Below are 15,668 nucleotides of genomic sequence, written 5' to 3' on the forward strand. Positions count from 1 at the left end.
TAACTTTGCTCACTATAAATAGCACGTTTTGACTTTTAGAGATTTAAATTTAAATACCCCACTATACAACGCCTTAGACGATTTAGGCTTTACTACACCAACCCCTATACAGGCCGAGGCTTTTAATACCGTAAGTTCAGGTAAAGATATTGTTGGTATCGCCCAAACCGGTACCGGTAAAACCTTTGCCTACATGTTACCGATTTTAAAGAATTTAAAATTCTCGAAACAAGACAATCCGCGTGTGCTTATTTTAGTGCCTACACGCGAGCTTGTAGTTCAGGTGGTTGACGAAATTGAAAAGCTAACCAAATACATCAACACCAGAGTACTTGGCGTTTATGGAGGCACCAACATCAACACACAAAAGATGGCCGTAGCCGAAGGCATAGATATTTTAGTAGCCACGCCAGGACGTTTATACGATTTAGCCTTAAGTCGCGTGTTACAATTGAAATCGATTCAAAAGTTAGTGATTGACGAAGTCGATGTCATGCTGGATTTAGGATTCAGACATCAGTTGATTAATATCTTTGACATACTTCCGGAAAAACGTCAGAACATCATGTTTTCGGCAACCATGACTGAAGATGTCGACGATCTCTTAAACGATTTCTTCACTATTCCGGAGCGTGTATCGATTGCCGTATCAGGAACACCTTTAGAAAACATCGAACAAACGCGTTACGATGTACCTAACTTTTTCACGAAAGTGAATTTGCTAACACATATCCTTCGAGACCGAGAGACTTTTAATAAGGTGATTGTGTTCGTTGGAAACAAAAAAATGGCTGACCGCTTATTTGATGAATTAGATCTTCATTTTAAAGAAGAATTATGCGTGATTCACTCAAACAAAACGCAAAACTACCGTTTACGAAGCATCGAACAATTTAGAAATGGAGACAATCGTATTTTAGTCGCCACCGATGTCATGGCGCGTGGTCTGGATATTGATAACGTAAGTCATGTTATTAATTTTGACACCCCAGATTACCCAGAAAATTATATGCACCGTATTGGTAGAACCGGACGTGCAGAACGTAAAGGGGCTACAATATTATTCTCCACGGAAAAAGAACAGGAATGGCTAGGTAACATTGAACGCCTAATGAATATGGAGATTCCGGTGTTGGAATTCCCTGAAGTGGTAGAAGTATCTGATCAGCTTTTAGAAGAAGAACGCACAAAAGTTAAAGAACGTAACAACCCAACCAAGCGAAGCGATGAGGACGTTCCGGGACCGGCATTTCATGAAAAGAAAGCCAAAAACCAAAAAGAAAATCTTGGAGGATCGTATCGTCGGGAAATCGCTAAAAAATATAAAAAGCCAAAAACCCGAGGTGACAAAAACTATAATAAACGCAACAAAAAGAAATAAAAGAAAACCTGTTCAATTATATTGAACAGGTTTTTTTTTGCATCACAAAGGCGATTCCTATTAATACTATTAAAAACAGCAGGACTAATATTTGAGAGTATATCTGCATTTCGGAAAACTCAAACAGCCATAAAACCTTCCGTATTTCCCGCCTCTAATAATCAGTTTACCACCACAATTAGGACAAGTCCTCCCGCCTTCATCCGCCTTCTTTACTCGAACTTGCCTTTTTACCCGTTTTATATGCTTCTTCGTTTCCTTTCGATCAGTAATATTTAACTCTAAAATAGTATCTGCAATCTCTTGCATGATATCATACGATAAATATTCCGTTCGATTTAACTTCTTTATTGTTTTACGAAGCTTTTTGGTTTTTATAACAGGTAAGTCTGAGGTTACATTCATCAACTTTCCGACGCCAGCAAAAACAACCACAGGAAAATATTCGATAAAGCCAAATTCAGCTAAAATGTCCTTTAACGCATACACATGTACCCAATTCTGTTTGATAGGATTTCTAAGTTTCTTTTTATATCTATAAATAGTTTTCGTCCAGTATTCGGAATTTTGATGCCCGTGAATCCAGCCTTTATAATTCTTAGTTTCAATAACAAAAATACCCGACTGACAAATAACCACATGATCGATTTGCGTTGAGGAATCGCCGAATTTTAATAAGATATCATTTAAAACAATATACGCGCGTTTATTAAGCCGATTGAGTTTTTTGGAAACCTCATCTTCTCCTCGTGCTCCTTTAATTCTTGGCAGTAGATTCTTTTTATAGTGATAAGCAAATCCATAAAAAGATAAAATGATTAGAATGACTAAAATTCCCATCTATTAAATAGCGGCTTATACCTTAAGCCTACTACTTGTTTTATTTAATGATTATAGATTGAATAGTCACAGGATGAACTAGCATCTGATCTTCATCTTTCAATTGCTGAATGGCTTTAACAATATCCATGCCTTCTGTAACTCTACCAAAGGCAGCAAATCCCTGTCCATCAGGATTGCGTTTGCCTCCAAAGTCGAGTTCTGGTTGACGACCAATACAAATAAAAAACTCGGTAGTTGCAGTTCCTGGCTCGTAACGTGCCATCGATAGAGTACCATTTTCATGCAATACACCCGTAACTTTTGTGGTTTCATGTTCCGCAGGTGAAAACATGGCTTCTTTGGGATCTATCCCACCTTGAATCACCTCTATTTTCACACTATTTTCCGGTTGATTATCCAAACGTACCGTTCTGTAAAAATGAGCGCCGTCATAAGCTTGCTGTTCTATATACTGAATAAAATTAGCACAGGTTTTCGGGGCCTTATCAGTGTACAATTCTGCAACAATAATTCCTAAATCGGTTTTAATTTCAATCATAGAGCGTTTATCCTGTTTGCAGGAGGTAAACATTAAAACAGCTAAAACTAAAAAACATGACAACTTCATAAATAACAAGTTTCGAATTACGCCTTAAAAATTAAGTTTTAATCGATTTGAAGACATTTCAATACCTGCTATAAAACTAGCAAAAGCCACTAAAGCCATACAAATACCTAATGCCATTATGAAAAAACCAATCCATCGTAAAATTTCATTAAACTTTTTAGAATTTATAGTTTCTACCTCACTCTCCGGAATGGATTTTCTGTTAATTAATGTTAGAAAGGCTTTAAAATGATCTTTTACCAAAAGGCCTAAACAGATAACAATGGCCGATTTTGCCAATGACGCTAAAAAGGAAAAAAACAGAACGGATTTCATAATGTAAGGATTGAGGTTTAAAACGTAGCCAAACTACACAATTATTTTTAAATAGAAGCTACGCTTTTAATATCCTACAAGAACACTCCTCCTGTAGCTTCAATACGCTGTCCGTTAATCCATCCGGCATCATCTGTGCATAAAAAGGCTACAATACTACCAATATCTTCAGGTTCACCGACGCGACCTAAAGCAGTGGCACCGGATATTAATTTCCTTTTAGCTTCATTCGTCTTATTCTCACCGCCACCAAAATCGGTTGCCACAGCTCCGGGAGCCACCACATTAGCTCTGATTTTTTTATGAGCCAATTCTTTGGCTAAGTAACGTGTAAACACATCTACCCCGCCTTTCATAGACGCATACGCTGATGAATTCGGTAAAGTAAATCGCGCCAGGCCTGAGGAAATATTTACAATACCGCCCTCGTCATTCAGGTAAGGAACCGCTTTTTGGGTTAAAAAATATACGCCTTTAAGATGCACATTAACCATCTCGTCGAACTGCTCCTCGGTGGTTTCCATAAAAGGCACATATAATCCGGTTCCGGCATTATTGACTAAGAAGTCGAAATTGGGATTTCCATTAACCTTATTTAGGTATGCTGTAACGTTTTCAAAAAATGAATCGAATCCCGAAGTTGTACTGGTGTCTAACTGAACCGCCTTTGCTTTTTGCCCCATGTCTTCAATAATCTTCACAACCTCTTGAGCCGCCACTTCATTACTGTGGTAAGTAATGATAACATCTAGGCCTTTTTTAGCCAGATTTATGGCCATATCTCTTCCTAAACCTCTACTCCCTCCGGTTACTAGTGCTGTTTTTGTTTTCATAATCATGTCTTCTTTAAAATCTACATTCTTTTACTTCCATTGCCAGCTTGAATCATCTACATAATCGGCTCCTAAAGTGAGAAGCTCCTTTTTAAATGCCTCCAAATCGCTAATCGCAGATTTCGGAACAATTAAAGCCAGTTCGGTCGTTAACTTTATAAAAAAGTGATGCTGTAGTTCTATCAACTCATTAAGCTCACTGGCATTCACTTTGGTTTCCGCAGTAAAATCTTTAGTGATTAATGTATTATCCTGAATGGTTAATGCTACAGTTTTATCAATACGGCTAGCATAATGTTCTTCAATATGCTTTTGAAAATGTTTTTTATAACGCCATTTGGAATACTTCGGATACAGTATAAACCAAACCACCCCAACAGCTGCAAATACCAAACCGGCAGCAAAATTCTCATCTATGCTACCAACATAAAGCCCTAAGGCCACATAAATAATAGGAATGATAATTCGACTACGAAAACGACGGCCTTTTTGGGATTTAGATTTAGAGGAAGCATACAACTGATATTCTAAAAAGTCGGATTTGCTTAAGGTATACTTTAAATTCATTTGATTTGGAGATAAAAGACGAAGATAATAAACCTAATTATTTTAAGTCGTTTCCAGTTTAAAATACGGATTGTAAATAATACCCAGAATGTTTCCAAACGGATCTTTCACCGTAGCTGTCATTAATTCGCCACCCACATTATACGGTGCTTCATGTTCAGTTGCACCAAGAGCTATTAATTTACGATATACCTCATGGATATCCTCAACACCCCAATAGGATACCACACTTTCAGTTTTATCTGTGGTTGTTTCGTCTTCCGGCTGAAGCCCTAATTCAAAACCTCCTATATTAAACCCTACATAAAACGGTTCGTTAAAATAAGGTTTGGTTTCAAAAGCCTTGCTATACCATTCGGTAGCCTGCTCAATATGACCCACTTTGTAAATGGTTGTTCGAAGTCCCAGCATAGTGTATCGGTTTAAATTATCTATTCCCTATTGAAAATGGTCGTCTTCTACTAAGATACTAAAAGCTATAAGATTCTGGATAAAACATGTTTAACTTTCCTTTACAAGCTCAGTAATTCCTTTTGCCAAAAAAATAAAAAGATTTCCAACCATCAGCCTTTTTTAATATGTTTACAGCCAAGAAAAATAAACTTACAAATCTATCAATTAAATGAGTCTACCCAAAGACACCTCTTTACTACAAAGCAAAACACATTTTCATATTTTAGACGGATTACGAGGCATCGCCGCATTGGCTGTAGTCGTATTTCATTACATGGAATGGATTTACTACTCCGACTTTTCTAAAAATTTTATTGCACACGGCTTTTTAGCTGTCGATTTCTTTTTCTGTCTTTCGGGTTTTGTAATGGCGTATGCTTACGACAACCGACTTCCAAAAATGGGACTCACAACCTTCTTTACATCCAGACTTATTCGTCTGCACCCTTTGGTAATTTTCGGATCGGTAATTGGATTTATAGGATTATTAATCGACCCGTTTACCAATCATGCTGAAGGCTACTCTATTCCTGCTTTACTTTTAATTTTGATTTGTTCATTATTAATGATTCCACTTCCCACTATGGAAGAGCGTGGTTTTAATCTATTCAGTATAAATGCCCCATCATGGTCTTTATTCTGGGAATATATTGCCAATTTACTTTACGCTTTCATACTCATAAGACTATCAAAAAAAGTATTAAGAATATTACCATTCCCTGCAGCTGCAGCTCTAATTTGGGTAGGATATTCTTCTGAAAATCTGTTAGGTGGCTGGAGCGGCGGCACCTTTACCGATGGCGGAATTCGTATGTTTTATTCCTTCCTTGCCGGACTGGTTGTGTACCGATCAGGATGGATTATAAAAAACAAACTAGGATTTATAGGTTTATCTCTTATGCTAACCGCTGCATTCATTATGCCATGGGGGCCTCTTAACTGGATAACGCAAACCTTAGTGGTATTGTTTTACTTTCCGCTAATCGTATCACTTGGCGCTGGTTCCGTTTTGTCTTCAACTTTTAAGAAAATATGCGTATTTTTAGGAAACATCTCATACCCGTTGTATATGACACATTATGTAGGCATCTGGTGGTTTGGAAATTACTACACCACCCAAAACCCGTCAACAGAAACCCTGACCTGGATAATTATCCTTGGAACTATTGCAATGGTGCTTTTCAGCTGGTTGGTGATGAAATTTTATGACACCCCACTTCGTAATTATCTAAACAAAAAGAGAAAAGAACGACTAGAAATAATGAATAAGAAGTAAATAATTAAAATAAAAAAGACCACTTTAAAAACAAGTGGTCTTTTTTTATAAAGTAAAGTATATTAATCATTTAAATTCAGGGCTAAAATATACCAGGTGCATCATCCCTCCAAATCCACGAACAAACCGAATACGCTATTATCTGTTTTATATTTCTTGATCTAAGTTTCTTGAATAAGCCTTATTCGTAAACTTTGGTTTACCTAATAGTTTAAGTGTTTCAATAATATAAGCTGTTGCAGCTTTATTGGCAACCCATGCCTCTCGTGAAGGATAATTATCTTCATTTTTATCTAAATAAGTGCGTCTATCATCAAAACGATTTTGCATATCTAAAGCAGCCTGACCATACTTAAGCTCAAACTTTGTCGCGGCTTCTCTTGTTTTTCTATCAGAAACATAGGCTGCTACAGTACTGTTAAATGACACAAAGTTCATTCGTCGGCCTTTACCCCAATCAGTCCCTAACGGATAAAAAATATCATCGGAATCAGCCTTAAATATAGTACCTCCCGGAAACTTCACAACTCCACCCGTAATGGAATCTCCAACATGAAAATCCAGTACTGTAAACGCTTCAAAAACCAAACCAAGATGTCTGGTTACCGCCTTAGGTGCCGGCTGTTTTGCCAACTCAAAAAACATAATTGGATTAAATTCAAAAGGTGAAGTCATATAATCCGGGTGAATAAAATGGTGATTCACTATCGTGCCATCTTCATTAATATTGGTACCAACCAACCAGGCATTCAATAATTTTCCATGATATCTTTTCTTGGATTCCAAATCACTCGGACGAGCAAGTGCATTCAGATTTAAAAATATCATTTTATTCATCCATTGATTATGACTAGGATGCTCTGGCATCATAGCACAGGCTACAGACAGAATGAGACTATCCCATGCATTTTCCTCTGCACCAGTATCACCGGGACTAACAATTTCCCCTTTCAAATCGCGATACGTTTTTATAGCAGGCAACCCTTTATCATTCATAATCCATTCACACTCATTATAAATCATGACCAGTATTTCCAACTGTGTTTGCTTATCCAACTGATCCCACATCATCCATGCAGCAAAACCGGCATACCCAGACCATAACGCCGATTGCCATTTTCTTCCCCATCCGTTTTCAGAATTAGAAATATGCGTATGCGCCAAACTCCTGATGAGTTGAAGAGTCTTTGCTTCGGCTTCGGTTTTAGATATTCCTGTTACTGCACTATCGTAAAGTCCCAGTCTTAATGAAGTTGCTAAAGCCTCTGCTTCTACAGCTACAGGACGTATATAATGCTCGGAAACCCCTTTTAAATTCAGATAACCATCGGGTTGTGTTTCTGAAAAACCACGGGTTTCCCACCAGGTTGAAAGCGCATATTTATTGGTGTTGAGTAAAATTTTCCCCATTAATAGTTGTTGAGGAGAGGTTTTCGAATTGTTTTCAAAACGTTTCCAATCAATAGGCTTAACATATTCTATGCCCTCTACAACTGAAGTTGCTTGGTTTATTCGAGATTGGGCTTGCGTTAGTAGTGTTATAAAATAAACCGAAGGTAAAATGAGTAATCTCAATTTAAACATAATAAAAAAGTCAAGATAATTGGGTATATAATTCTGGGGTTAAAATAGTAACTATTTCAATTCAATTAGACTTTATAATTTGAATATGTCATGTTCAAACAAAAACAACAAACGCTGATTTGTATAGTATACATTTTTATCAAATTGTTTTGGCGTATACATCAATGCTTATTGGTTTGCCATTTTTAATTTCACAATCTTTTAATGTTTTTTCATATTGAAAATCTAGTTTAGACATAGCCTTCTTACAATTCATATTTTCACTTTCCACAAATCCTTCAATACGGTTTAGTTTAAGTTGTTGAAAACCGTAATCAGCGATTAATGGTAAGACTTCTTTCATAATTCCCTTCCCCCAGAAATCAGGAAGTAACCAAAGTCCTATTTCCGCTTTCTTTTCTTTATGGTCAATATCATTTAATCCGCCTGCTCCGTAAAATGTTTGGTTGTCAGGAGAACAAATCGCCCACCACATTTGTGTTTTTTCCGAAAACCAAAGCATTTGTTCTTTTGTAGCTTCCAAACTATTAAAACTAATTCCGTAATACTGAATAACTTTCGGATTGGAAAGTCCCCTGAAAATGTTTTCCTGATCAAAATCTGTTATTTCTCGTAAAAACAATCGATCTGTTTTTATTCTTGGAAAATTATGATTCATTATTTAAATTTAAATTCAGCCGATCTTGTTGCTTGATTCACAAAAGACAGCATATAACACCTATAGCTCAGAGCGAATCCCATAGACTACATGTTGTTTATTTTTGTATCATCATACAAGATTCATTAAATCAGCATGTATAAATTTATAGTCCAGTAATCTTTTTAATTTTTGGCTATTTATAATCTTATACTTGCTTTCTGTCGCTTCATTAAAAACGATTTGAGACTTTCCTGTTTTTTGACTTTCTCTAAGGTAAAAATCTCGTCGCTTTGGATGACTATCAGCACAAGCATTAAGAATTTCATTCCAGACATTTTTAAAAATCACTTGCTCAATAATTTCAATACAATCATCTCTGTGAATTAAATTAACATATCCGTCCGGATACTCAACAGGCTTATTGTCTTTAACGAAGTTTCCTGGTTTTCTGTCGTATCCAAATAATCCGCCAAACCTTATGATAGTGGATTTAAAAGAAGGGTTACTAATGAACAATTGCTCAATTTCAGCCAGTGGAGTGCTGAGTGTGTTGGTGTTTTCTGTAACAATGCCATTGGTAAACGGATAAACAGAAGTTGAACTAATGAATATTACGTTTTGAACTTCAGATACTTCAATGTGCTTTATCAAATTTTTAATATCGTCAATACTCTTGGATGTAATAGCAATAACCAGAACCTTAGAACTTAAAAAATCGCGAATAATATCAAGATCTGGCTTACTAATATCTATTAGAAACGATTTAATACCTTTTTCTTCAAGGTGCTCTATTTTAGAAACTGAAGTCGTTGAACCATAAACCTCATATCCTTTAGCCGTTAAATCACTTGCCAAGGCTAATCCTAGCCAGCCACACCCTAAAATACTTATGCTTTGTCTCATTAAATTTCTGTTTTCACCTCTAGCAAAGGTACTTTTACTTTCTAGATACTCCCCATCTTAATGTTCCTGATTTATATATTTTAAACCATTATAAATAGCTATTAATGGAACTGAGCGATGATTCTCTTTTTCAAAATACTCAATCTCTATATTTAAATGCTCACCCGATTTCTCTTTCATTAAGTCATAAAGATGATCGTGTCTTTTTTTATTTCTTTCATAATTAGCCTCTCCTTGATTTGCTGTTGCTATGAATAGTTTTTTATTCAATGATATTGGTGAGATAGAATCTACTTTTGCTTTCATGGTTTCTTCATCCCACCAAATACTTGGGTCTATAGAAATATAGCCATCGAATATACTATTTTCATTCATATAGGAATTTAACGTTAGAAGCCCTCCTAAAGAGTGACCTACGAGTGTTCTTGTAGGTGCTGTTCTATAATTTTTGTCTATAAATGGTATTAACTCCTTTTCTATAAAATTCAAGAAATTCTTCCCGCCTCCCATACGATTTGGACGTTTGGTCTTCAACTTTGTTACGGTAAAATCTCTCTCGCGATCAACGTTTTCAATAGCTACAATAATGGTTTCCGGCATAAAATAATTTCGGTTTCTCTCCGAACTCATAAAATGAACTATTCCTGAAGCTGTTTTAAAGTACGTAGAGCCATCTAATAAAATTAAAATAGGATATGTTTTTTTGACGTTGGTTGAGTCATTGTATAACTCCGGAAGACTTAATAGGCACACTCTATCTTCGTTTAGAATTGCTGAATGTATCTTGATTTTTTCTCCTGTTACAATATTTTTATCATGTTGAGCGAATGTAAACTGAACAGCAAAAAGAATAATATAAAAGGTAATTGATTGAAGTTTCATAGTTGATGTTATTGTCTGGTCTTTAAAATATAACTACACATTAAACCTGGTAGTATTAAGCTTTTTTTTTAATTGTTTACCGCTCATTTAAATTAAAATCACTTTGGTTTTGTAATTCTAAAAAACATCCAAATGTTGAATCTTTTCGTAATTTAAATATACAAACAACTATTGTTTAAAGTCTATTTTAACAATGATAAATATATAAAAGGATGAATTTAAAATTTTTAAAACTAGCATTATTAACACTATTATTTTGTTTTGCAACAAGCTGCAGTAAAAGGATTTATATATTTCACCCCAATCCAAATAAAGCGCATGCACCCGGTCAAATAAAAAAATATACAGGTAGCAAATCAGCTAAACCATACGCCCCCGGACAAAGAAAGAAGAAACATTATTAAAACAATTTATTCAAATCACTGCTTTGTGTCCACCCTTGAAATATAGCCATAAGTTAAACTTAATTTCAAGCCGTTAGCTTGTATACCAGATTTGGTAGTTCTAAACCTAAAGATAAGATTAATTCCTGCCCCCTCAATTAAACACGTATAAAAACATAAAAATGAGACAGTTAAAACACACATGTCAACTTTAAAGAACCTGACTAGTGCTTTACATAAAACAGGATGTTTGCAAATCGTTATTTTCCCCTCTAGCGCACTACCTGTTGTGCTTTGTTACTTGTTCATTTGACCTAAAATTTCAACCTTTCTCAACCATTTTTCCCTAAAACTTTCCTTAGAAAGTCTTATAGGTCCAATAGTGGTAATTCTCACCTTTTTTATTCCCATGTAATTTAGCGTTCCTTTTTTCATTGCATTGTGACTGGGGTTTCCATAAATCAACTTGTAATACCAAGCAGGTTGGTCTAAAGTGCAAATTATTCTAGATGTTTTTCCCGTAAAGCACTTATCATTAAACAATGAATTATCTTTTCTGTTAAAAGCAAATCCAGGAAGTAAAACCCGGTCTAAAAATCCTTTCATTACTGCGGGTACAGAACTCCACCAAACAGGATAAATCCAAACTAAATGGTCAGCCCATTTTAATTTGGCTTGAGCATCTAATAAGTCTGGTTCTAATTCTGTTCGTTTTCTATATCCAAATTGTAGGTTTGGATTGAAGTTCAGTTCTCTTATATTAATTTCTTTAATTTCTGCATTTGATTTTTCAGCACCTTTTTTATAAGATTCTGAAAGTCCGAAACCGAAACTTTCCTTGTCTGGATGTCCGTTTATTATCAGTATTTTTTTCATCTGTACTATAAATATTTCTTCATTTTTTCTTCAAATAGGGTGCTTGTTAAATTTTCGATTTTGAAGAATTTATAAAGTATGAAACAAGCAGGTATTGTTAAAAAAATTGTGCAAATAACAAATGTGACTACACCACTAAAAAGAGCTAAAATTTGAGTCCCAATTTCTCCAATAAATGAAGTAAAGCAATCTTGTTGTTCTATAAAGTAATTATGAACATCTGTTGAATAGACATAAAACTGAATTGAGAGTTCGTAAAATAACCACGATGGGTAAAACCATTTTCTAATCGGTTCCCACCATTTTCCCCATATTGATTTGAGTTGTTCGTTTTTTTCTTCCATGTAACAAAGGTCAAACTAATGGAAGAGATATCATTTGATATAAATCAAATTCGGATTTTAGGATTTCTTATTCTACTCAACGTTTCAAGGGTAATTCCTAAATAAGAAGCGATATGCGTTAGCGGAATTCTGTTTGTTATTTCAGGATAAATATTTAATAAGTGTTTATATCTGTCGTCAGCTTTGTTAAATTGAATGGTATATAATCTTTCGCACAAACCTAACATCGTTTGGGTTACTACTTTACTAATAAAGCGTTCAAAATCATGGTATTTACTTGAAAGACTATCAACTGTTTCTTTTGAGAACTCGATAACAACAGAATCTTCTACAAACTCCACATAATGAGGACTTGGTTCTTTGCTGAAAAAACTAACTATTGCAGCCATAATTTCGTTTTCAAAAGAAAACCAATCCGAAATGTCTTTACCGTCTTTTAAATAATAGGCTCTTGCACAACCTTGCACAATAATGTACGCTTTTTTTGAAAATTGTCCTTCACGTACTACAATCTCACCCTTTTTGTACGTACTAATTTTTGAATTGGTAATTAATTCTTGCTGACATTCATTGGATATCGGCGAATAAATTTCCCCAATTTCAGTTAATACTTTTTCGATATTCATTATTAATTGACTAAAGTTTTTCGGTTTTTATAGAGGTTGGCTATAATATTTGCCAACACTCCTGTACGAAGCGTGACTGTTTTTAAATTACTAAAGTTTCGGTTTAACATCGAGTAAATTCGCAGGATTGACTTACTGTCTACAGAGAACCAAAGTTACTTAACCCACTTAATAGCCATGATTTAATAAAGAATGCTGCCATCGCCTTTTTTATTTTAGATAGTCTCCAATTTTTTAAAACTACAGAACACGAAGTTCTGGACCGTATCAAATGGAGTTTTGTGGTCAATCGTTATACATTTTATTTTCTCGAAGAAGTTGTTCAGTCTCTCGGTCATTGTTTTTTCTGAATACTGTTTTACATCTATTCCACTACATTTTTTAGGTCCATTTTCGGAAAATGTCCCTAGTACCAAAACGCCATCAGAATTAATGTTTTGTTTAGCTGTTTCTAAATAGTTTGAAATTTCATCCTCGTCTGTTAGAAAGTGAAAGGCAGCCCTGTCATGCCAGAAGTCATATTTTTCTGTTGGTTTGAAAGTTGCTGCGTCTGATACTATCCATTTGACCCGTTTTGCTCGTTCTCCCAAACGTTCCTTAACTCTTTTAATTGCTGATTCTGATATATCAAGGACAGTTACATCTTGGTATCCTAAATCTAGCAGGTGGTCAACCAAAAAACTGTCACCACCTCCAATGTCAATCACTTTAGCTGTTTTGGATACATTGTGTTGATTAAAAAAATCAAGTGAAGTTTGAGGATTAGGCTCATACCAACTAACATCTTTTAGTTCTTTAGTTTGATATATGTTCTCCCAATGTTTTTTTCTTTCAAAAGTTTCCATTCTGTATAAGTTTAGTTTTTGCCTCAATTTACTGGTGAGGTATAACGGTTTTGATAAGGTGTTTTTGCGTGAAAATCCGCTAGGGTTTTCCACTAGGAAAGTATAAGTAAAGAACAATAACTGGCCTTTTTTACTTTTCATTATATTCAATTACGTATGATGTAATCGATTCTATTTTAACTCCTTTTGCTCCTTTAAATTTATAAAAGTCCGAAAACGCATACTTTTTTCCGTTTTGCATTTTCATAATGCCGTTTGTAGCTCCTTCTTTTCCGTGCGATAAAATTTGGTCAATTATTAACTCAGTAGCCTTTTCGGATTTCATTTTTTCTAATTCCTCGATGAATTTTCCTTTTCCTTCAATTTTTCTATCGCCAATTATGTTCCAAACAATTCCATCCGTTACACTTTCGGTAATAAATTCCACGTTACCTTTTGCAAAGGCAATATTAAATTCTTTTAGAAATTCCATTTTCGGTGAATTTCCGCAATTTGGACTTGAAATAATTTTAGTCATTTTAAAGAATTTTTATTTCAAAACATTTTTTTTCGGCTTGTTGTCAACGCTCTTGCTATGCGGACGTGGTGGTCAACCGAAGGACAGACCTAAACGTCTGTGAGCAAATGTAGTAAAAACGACGAACTTGTCCGACCGAGACAAAGAGAGAATTCAAAACTTGCGGAAACCACTTTCCTTTCTATGTTTTACACCCATTATTGTAATACGTTATTTTTAATTTTTATCCACCTTTATACCTTCAACGCTTATACCTTTCCATCCCATAAACGTGTTATATGAACCTGAATCATTCTTAATAAACTCAAAGGATTCTGCTGCTTTTGGGTTTTCAAAAAAGATTGTTTCAGTTTCAGCTTTCAGTGTAGCAATCTTTTCCTTGTCTTGAAAAACGACAAGATTGTTGCTATCTATAGCTATTTTTAAAATTAATCCATCAAAATCTGCAAATGAATAAGAACCTACGTAGCGCTCAAGAATTTCTCTTTTAACAGGAATTACCAGTCTATTCAATTCCTTCGGTATTTCGACAGGTTCTCCCATCATAATTTTTGCAACATCATCAATGGTTTCAAAAAACGGCATTCCGTCATAATTCGCTAAAAGCACAAAACGGAAGTTGCGTTCTAAATCAGAATAAACCTGAGCTCTTATTCCTTTTGAACCACCATCTTTAGCAATTACCCCCTTACTATTTGTCATTACAGATTTGTAGGGCTCCTTTTCTAATGCAACTAGGAATCTATTCAAATCATCAACGGTAGAATATAATCGGGCTGTTTTAAATTCATCTTCCAAAATATTCGGTACTACAGTAAGAGTCGAGTCCTTTAAGATGTGATTTTTTGCAAGGTTTTGTTTCCGGTCTTCTATTGTGAAGAAATGCGAGCCACTATGATTCATTTTTAAAGGAACAAATATTTCATCTACAATACATTGGGCAAAAGGCTTTTTGTAAATTTTGGAAATGATATTATACAATAGTTCATAACCAACATTCGAATACTGTATGTCAGAACCTGGTTGAAAAAGCAATTTTTCCTTTTTAGCCATATCAACTATTTTATCAGAAGTCAAATTGATTTCCTTTCCTGGCAAATTTTGTAATTCCCGCGGTAATCCAGAGCTATGGTTAAGAAGCATTTCAATTGTAATCAAATCTCCTTTTGGAAAATCAGAATAAAATTTGTCGATAGTTTGGTCGTCTGATAAATGCTTGTTTTCTTTTAATTTTACGATGAGATAATGAGTCATTAATTTAGAGACAGAGTGAATGTCGAACTGGTCATCAGCTCTAACATAACTTGTACTTTCAGCATGATCATTTATGAGATAAGCTTTTTTTAATACCAAAGTATCATTTGTATAGGCAAGAAGTACTCCATTGAATTTTTTAAGTTTCGTTAAAGCAGTAAAATAGTCGTCCAAATTGGTCTTTACTACATCCTGTTCTTTCGAAAATGCAACTTCTTTCGGTTTTTCAGCACACGAAAAGAGTGACAGAGTAAAAAGTAAAAGAATAATTTTCTTCATTTCAAGAATTCGGTTTTAATGCATTACAACGATTTGGCTACGCGTAGTGTCCCTAAGGGCATTGCCTATAATGTTGTGCCTGTTGCACAACTTCTCAAATATACTTCAAAATTTTAAGATTTGCATGAAAGTTCTTATTATCAGGAATGCAAAGCAAAAAAGACGATCAGGAGAAATTGTTCAACAATTTTCAATTAAGTGTTCACGTTCCAGAGCACAATTTATACCACCGTTTAAAAGGTGTTTTACCATTAGACTTT

At 34.9% G+C, this 15,668-nt stretch carries 18 protein-coding genes; 2 read left to right on the forward strand and 16 right to left on the reverse strand.

The annotated features are described in order from the left end of the window. Positions 1 to 28: 28 nt before the first annotated feature. Positions 29 to 1,381, forward strand: coding sequence for a DEAD/DEAH box helicase (locus ICJ84_RS10370; protein ID WP_188216325.1), 1,353 nt, complete (start codon positions 29 to 31; stop codon positions 1,379 to 1,381). 84 nt (positions 1,382 to 1,465) lie between these two features. On the opposite strand, the gene ICJ84_RS10375 is transcribed toward ICJ84_RS10370, so the two are convergent. The 6 genes from ICJ84_RS10375 to ICJ84_RS10400 form a co-directional block, all read right to left on the reverse strand. Then, positions 1,466 to 2,221, reverse strand: a complete 756-nt coding sequence (locus ICJ84_RS10375) for an NERD domain-containing protein (protein WP_188216326.1) — start codon at positions 2,219 to 2,221, stop codon at positions 1,466 to 1,468. A gap of 40 nt (positions 2,222 to 2,261) precedes the next feature. Next, positions 2,262 to 2,831: a peptidylprolyl isomerase gene (locus tag ICJ84_RS10380; RefSeq protein WP_188216327.1), complete on the reverse strand. Its 570-nt coding sequence runs from the start codon at positions 2,829 to 2,831 to the stop codon at positions 2,262 to 2,264. Positions 2,832 to 2,855: 24 nt separating this feature from the next. Then, positions 2,856 to 3,146 carry a hypothetical protein gene (locus tag ICJ84_RS10385; RefSeq protein WP_188216328.1) on the reverse strand — a complete coding sequence of 97 codons (291 nt, stop codon included), beginning with the start codon at positions 3,144 to 3,146 and terminating at the stop codon, positions 2,856 to 2,858. A gap of 74 nt (positions 3,147 to 3,220) precedes the next feature. Then, positions 3,221 to 3,985, reverse strand: coding sequence for an SDR family oxidoreductase (locus ICJ84_RS10390; RefSeq protein ID WP_206688700.1), 765 nt, complete (start codon positions 3,983 to 3,985; stop codon positions 3,221 to 3,223). 24 nt (positions 3,986 to 4,009) lie between these two features. Beyond that, the gene (locus ICJ84_RS10395) at positions 4,010 to 4,546 is read right to left on the reverse strand and encodes a YcxB family protein (protein WP_188216330.1); all 537 of its coding nucleotides are present in this window, start codon (positions 4,544 to 4,546) and stop codon (positions 4,010 to 4,012) included. A gap of 42 nt (positions 4,547 to 4,588) precedes the next feature. Further along, positions 4,589 to 4,957, reverse strand: coding sequence for a VOC family protein (locus ICJ84_RS10400; protein ID WP_188216331.1), 369 nt, complete (start codon positions 4,955 to 4,957; stop codon positions 4,589 to 4,591). 211 nt (positions 4,958 to 5,168) lie between these two features. On the opposite strand from ICJ84_RS10400, the gene ICJ84_RS10405 reads away from it, so the two are divergent. Beyond that, complete coding sequence (locus ICJ84_RS10405) at positions 5,169 to 6,275, forward strand: acyltransferase family protein (protein WP_188216332.1); 1,107 nt, start codon at positions 5,169 to 5,171, stop codon at positions 6,273 to 6,275. 147 nt (positions 6,276 to 6,422) lie between these two features. On the opposite strand, the gene ICJ84_RS10410 is transcribed toward ICJ84_RS10405, so the two are convergent. From ICJ84_RS10410 to ICJ84_RS10455, 10 genes are all read right to left on the reverse strand, one after another. Further along, on the reverse strand, positions 6,423 to 7,859 hold the full coding sequence (locus ICJ84_RS10410) for a hypothetical protein (protein WP_188216333.1): 1,437 nt from the start codon (positions 7,857 to 7,859) through the stop codon (positions 6,423 to 6,425). A gap of 139 nt (positions 7,860 to 7,998) precedes the next feature. Then, entirely contained in the window at positions 7,999 to 8,517 is a 519-nt protein-coding gene (locus tag ICJ84_RS10415) for a GNAT family N-acetyltransferase (protein WP_188216334.1), read from the reverse strand. 111 nt (positions 8,518 to 8,628) lie between these two features. Beyond that, entirely contained in the window at positions 8,629 to 9,402 is a 774-nt protein-coding gene (locus ICJ84_RS10420; protein ID WP_188216335.1) for an NAD(P)-binding domain-containing protein, read from the reverse strand. Positions 9,403 to 9,459: 57 nt separating this feature from the next. Next, positions 9,460 to 10,284, reverse strand: a complete 825-nt coding sequence (locus tag ICJ84_RS10425; protein ID WP_188216336.1) for an alpha/beta hydrolase — start codon at positions 10,282 to 10,284, stop codon at positions 9,460 to 9,462. A 680-nt stretch (positions 10,285 to 10,964) separates the two neighbouring features. Further along, positions 10,965 to 11,543, reverse strand: a complete 579-nt coding sequence (locus ICJ84_RS10430; RefSeq protein WP_188216337.1) for an NAD(P)H-dependent oxidoreductase — start codon at positions 11,541 to 11,543, stop codon at positions 10,965 to 10,967. A 5-nt stretch (positions 11,544 to 11,548) separates the two neighbouring features. Beyond that, entirely contained in the window at positions 11,549 to 11,887 is a 339-nt protein-coding gene (locus ICJ84_RS10435; RefSeq protein WP_188216338.1) for a hypothetical protein, read from the reverse strand. 44 nt (positions 11,888 to 11,931) lie between these two features. Next, positions 11,932 to 12,513: a Crp/Fnr family transcriptional regulator gene (locus ICJ84_RS10440; protein WP_188216339.1), complete on the reverse strand. Its 582-nt coding sequence runs from the start codon at positions 12,511 to 12,513 to the stop codon at positions 11,932 to 11,934. A gap of 215 nt (positions 12,514 to 12,728) precedes the next feature. Continuing rightward, the gene (locus ICJ84_RS10445; RefSeq protein WP_188216340.1) at positions 12,729 to 13,358 is read right to left on the reverse strand and encodes a class I SAM-dependent methyltransferase; all 630 of its coding nucleotides are present in this window, start codon (positions 13,356 to 13,358) and stop codon (positions 12,729 to 12,731) included. Positions 13,359 to 13,488: 130 nt separating this feature from the next. Continuing rightward, the gene (locus ICJ84_RS10450) at positions 13,489 to 13,875 is read right to left on the reverse strand and encodes a nuclear transport factor 2-like protein (RefSeq protein WP_188216341.1); all 387 of its coding nucleotides are present in this window, start codon (positions 13,873 to 13,875) and stop codon (positions 13,489 to 13,491) included. A 216-nt stretch (positions 13,876 to 14,091) separates the two neighbouring features. Beyond that, the gene (locus ICJ84_RS10455) at positions 14,092 to 15,408 is read right to left on the reverse strand and encodes a serine hydrolase domain-containing protein (RefSeq protein ID WP_188216342.1); all 1,317 of its coding nucleotides are present in this window, start codon (positions 15,406 to 15,408) and stop codon (positions 14,092 to 14,094) included. Positions 15,409 to 15,668 lie beyond the last annotated feature (260 nt).

This window comes from Aestuariibaculum suncheonense, assembly GCF_014596935.1.
Taxonomy (GTDB): Bacteria; Bacteroidota; Bacteroidia; order Flavobacteriales; family Flavobacteriaceae; genus Aestuariibaculum; species Aestuariibaculum suncheonense.

Bases quoted from the DNA above. Each gene is read 5' to 3' on its own strand.
- ICJ84_RS10410 (WP_188216333.1), bottom strand. From the start codon at position 7,859: ATGTTTAAATTGAGATTACTCATTTTACCTTCGGTTTATTTTATAACA.
- ICJ84_RS10435 (WP_188216338.1), bottom strand. From the start codon at position 11,887: ATGGAAGAAAAAAACGAACAACTCAAATCAATATGGGGAAAATGGTGG.
- ICJ84_RS10425 (WP_188216336.1), bottom strand. From the start codon at position 10,284: ATGAAACTTCAATCAATTACCTTTTATATTATTCTTTTTGCTGTTCAG.
- ICJ84_RS10375 (WP_188216326.1), bottom strand. From the start codon at position 2,221: ATGGGAATTTTAGTCATTCTAATCATTTTATCTTTTTATGGATTTGCT.
- ICJ84_RS10385 (WP_188216328.1), bottom strand. From the start codon at position 3,146: ATGAAATCCGTTCTGTTTTTTTCCTTTTTAGCGTCATTGGCAAAATCG.
- ICJ84_RS10400 (WP_188216331.1), bottom strand. From the start codon at position 4,957: ATGCTGGGACTTCGAACAACCATTTACAAAGTGGGTCATATTGAGCAG.
- ICJ84_RS10405 (WP_188216332.1), top strand. From the start codon at position 5,169: ATGAGTCTACCCAAAGACACCTCTTTACTACAAAGCAAAACACATTTT.
- ICJ84_RS10445 (WP_188216340.1), bottom strand. From the start codon at position 13,358: ATGGAAACTTTTGAAAGAAAAAAACATTGGGAGAACATATATCAAACT.
- ICJ84_RS10430 (WP_188216337.1), bottom strand. From the start codon at position 11,543: ATGAAAAAAATACTGATAATAAACGGACATCCAGACAAGGAAAGTTTC.
- ICJ84_RS10395 (WP_188216330.1), bottom strand. From the start codon at position 4,546: ATGAATTTAAAGTATACCTTAAGCAAATCCGACTTTTTAGAATATCAG.
- ICJ84_RS10455 (WP_188216342.1), bottom strand. From the start codon at position 15,408: ATGAAGAAAATTATTCTTTTACTTTTTACTCTGTCACTCTTTTCGTGT.
- ICJ84_RS10450 (WP_188216341.1), bottom strand. From the start codon at position 13,875: ATGACTAAAATTATTTCAAGTCCAAATTGCGGAAATTCACCGAAAATG.
- ICJ84_RS10415 (WP_188216334.1), bottom strand. From the start codon at position 8,517: ATGAATCATAATTTTCCAAGAATAAAAACAGATCGATTGTTTTTACGA.
- ICJ84_RS10440 (WP_188216339.1), bottom strand. From the start codon at position 12,513: ATGAATATCGAAAAAGTATTAACTGAAATTGGGGAAATTTATTCGCCG.
- ICJ84_RS10380 (WP_188216327.1), bottom strand. From the start codon at position 2,831: ATGAAGTTGTCATGTTTTTTAGTTTTAGCTGTTTTAATGTTTACCTCC.
- ICJ84_RS10390 (WP_206688700.1), bottom strand. From the start codon at position 3,985: ATGATTATGAAAACAAAAACAGCACTAGTAACCGGAGGGAGTAGAGGT.
- ICJ84_RS10420 (WP_188216335.1), bottom strand. From the start codon at position 9,402: ATGAGACAAAGCATAAGTATTTTAGGGTGTGGCTGGCTAGGATTAGCC.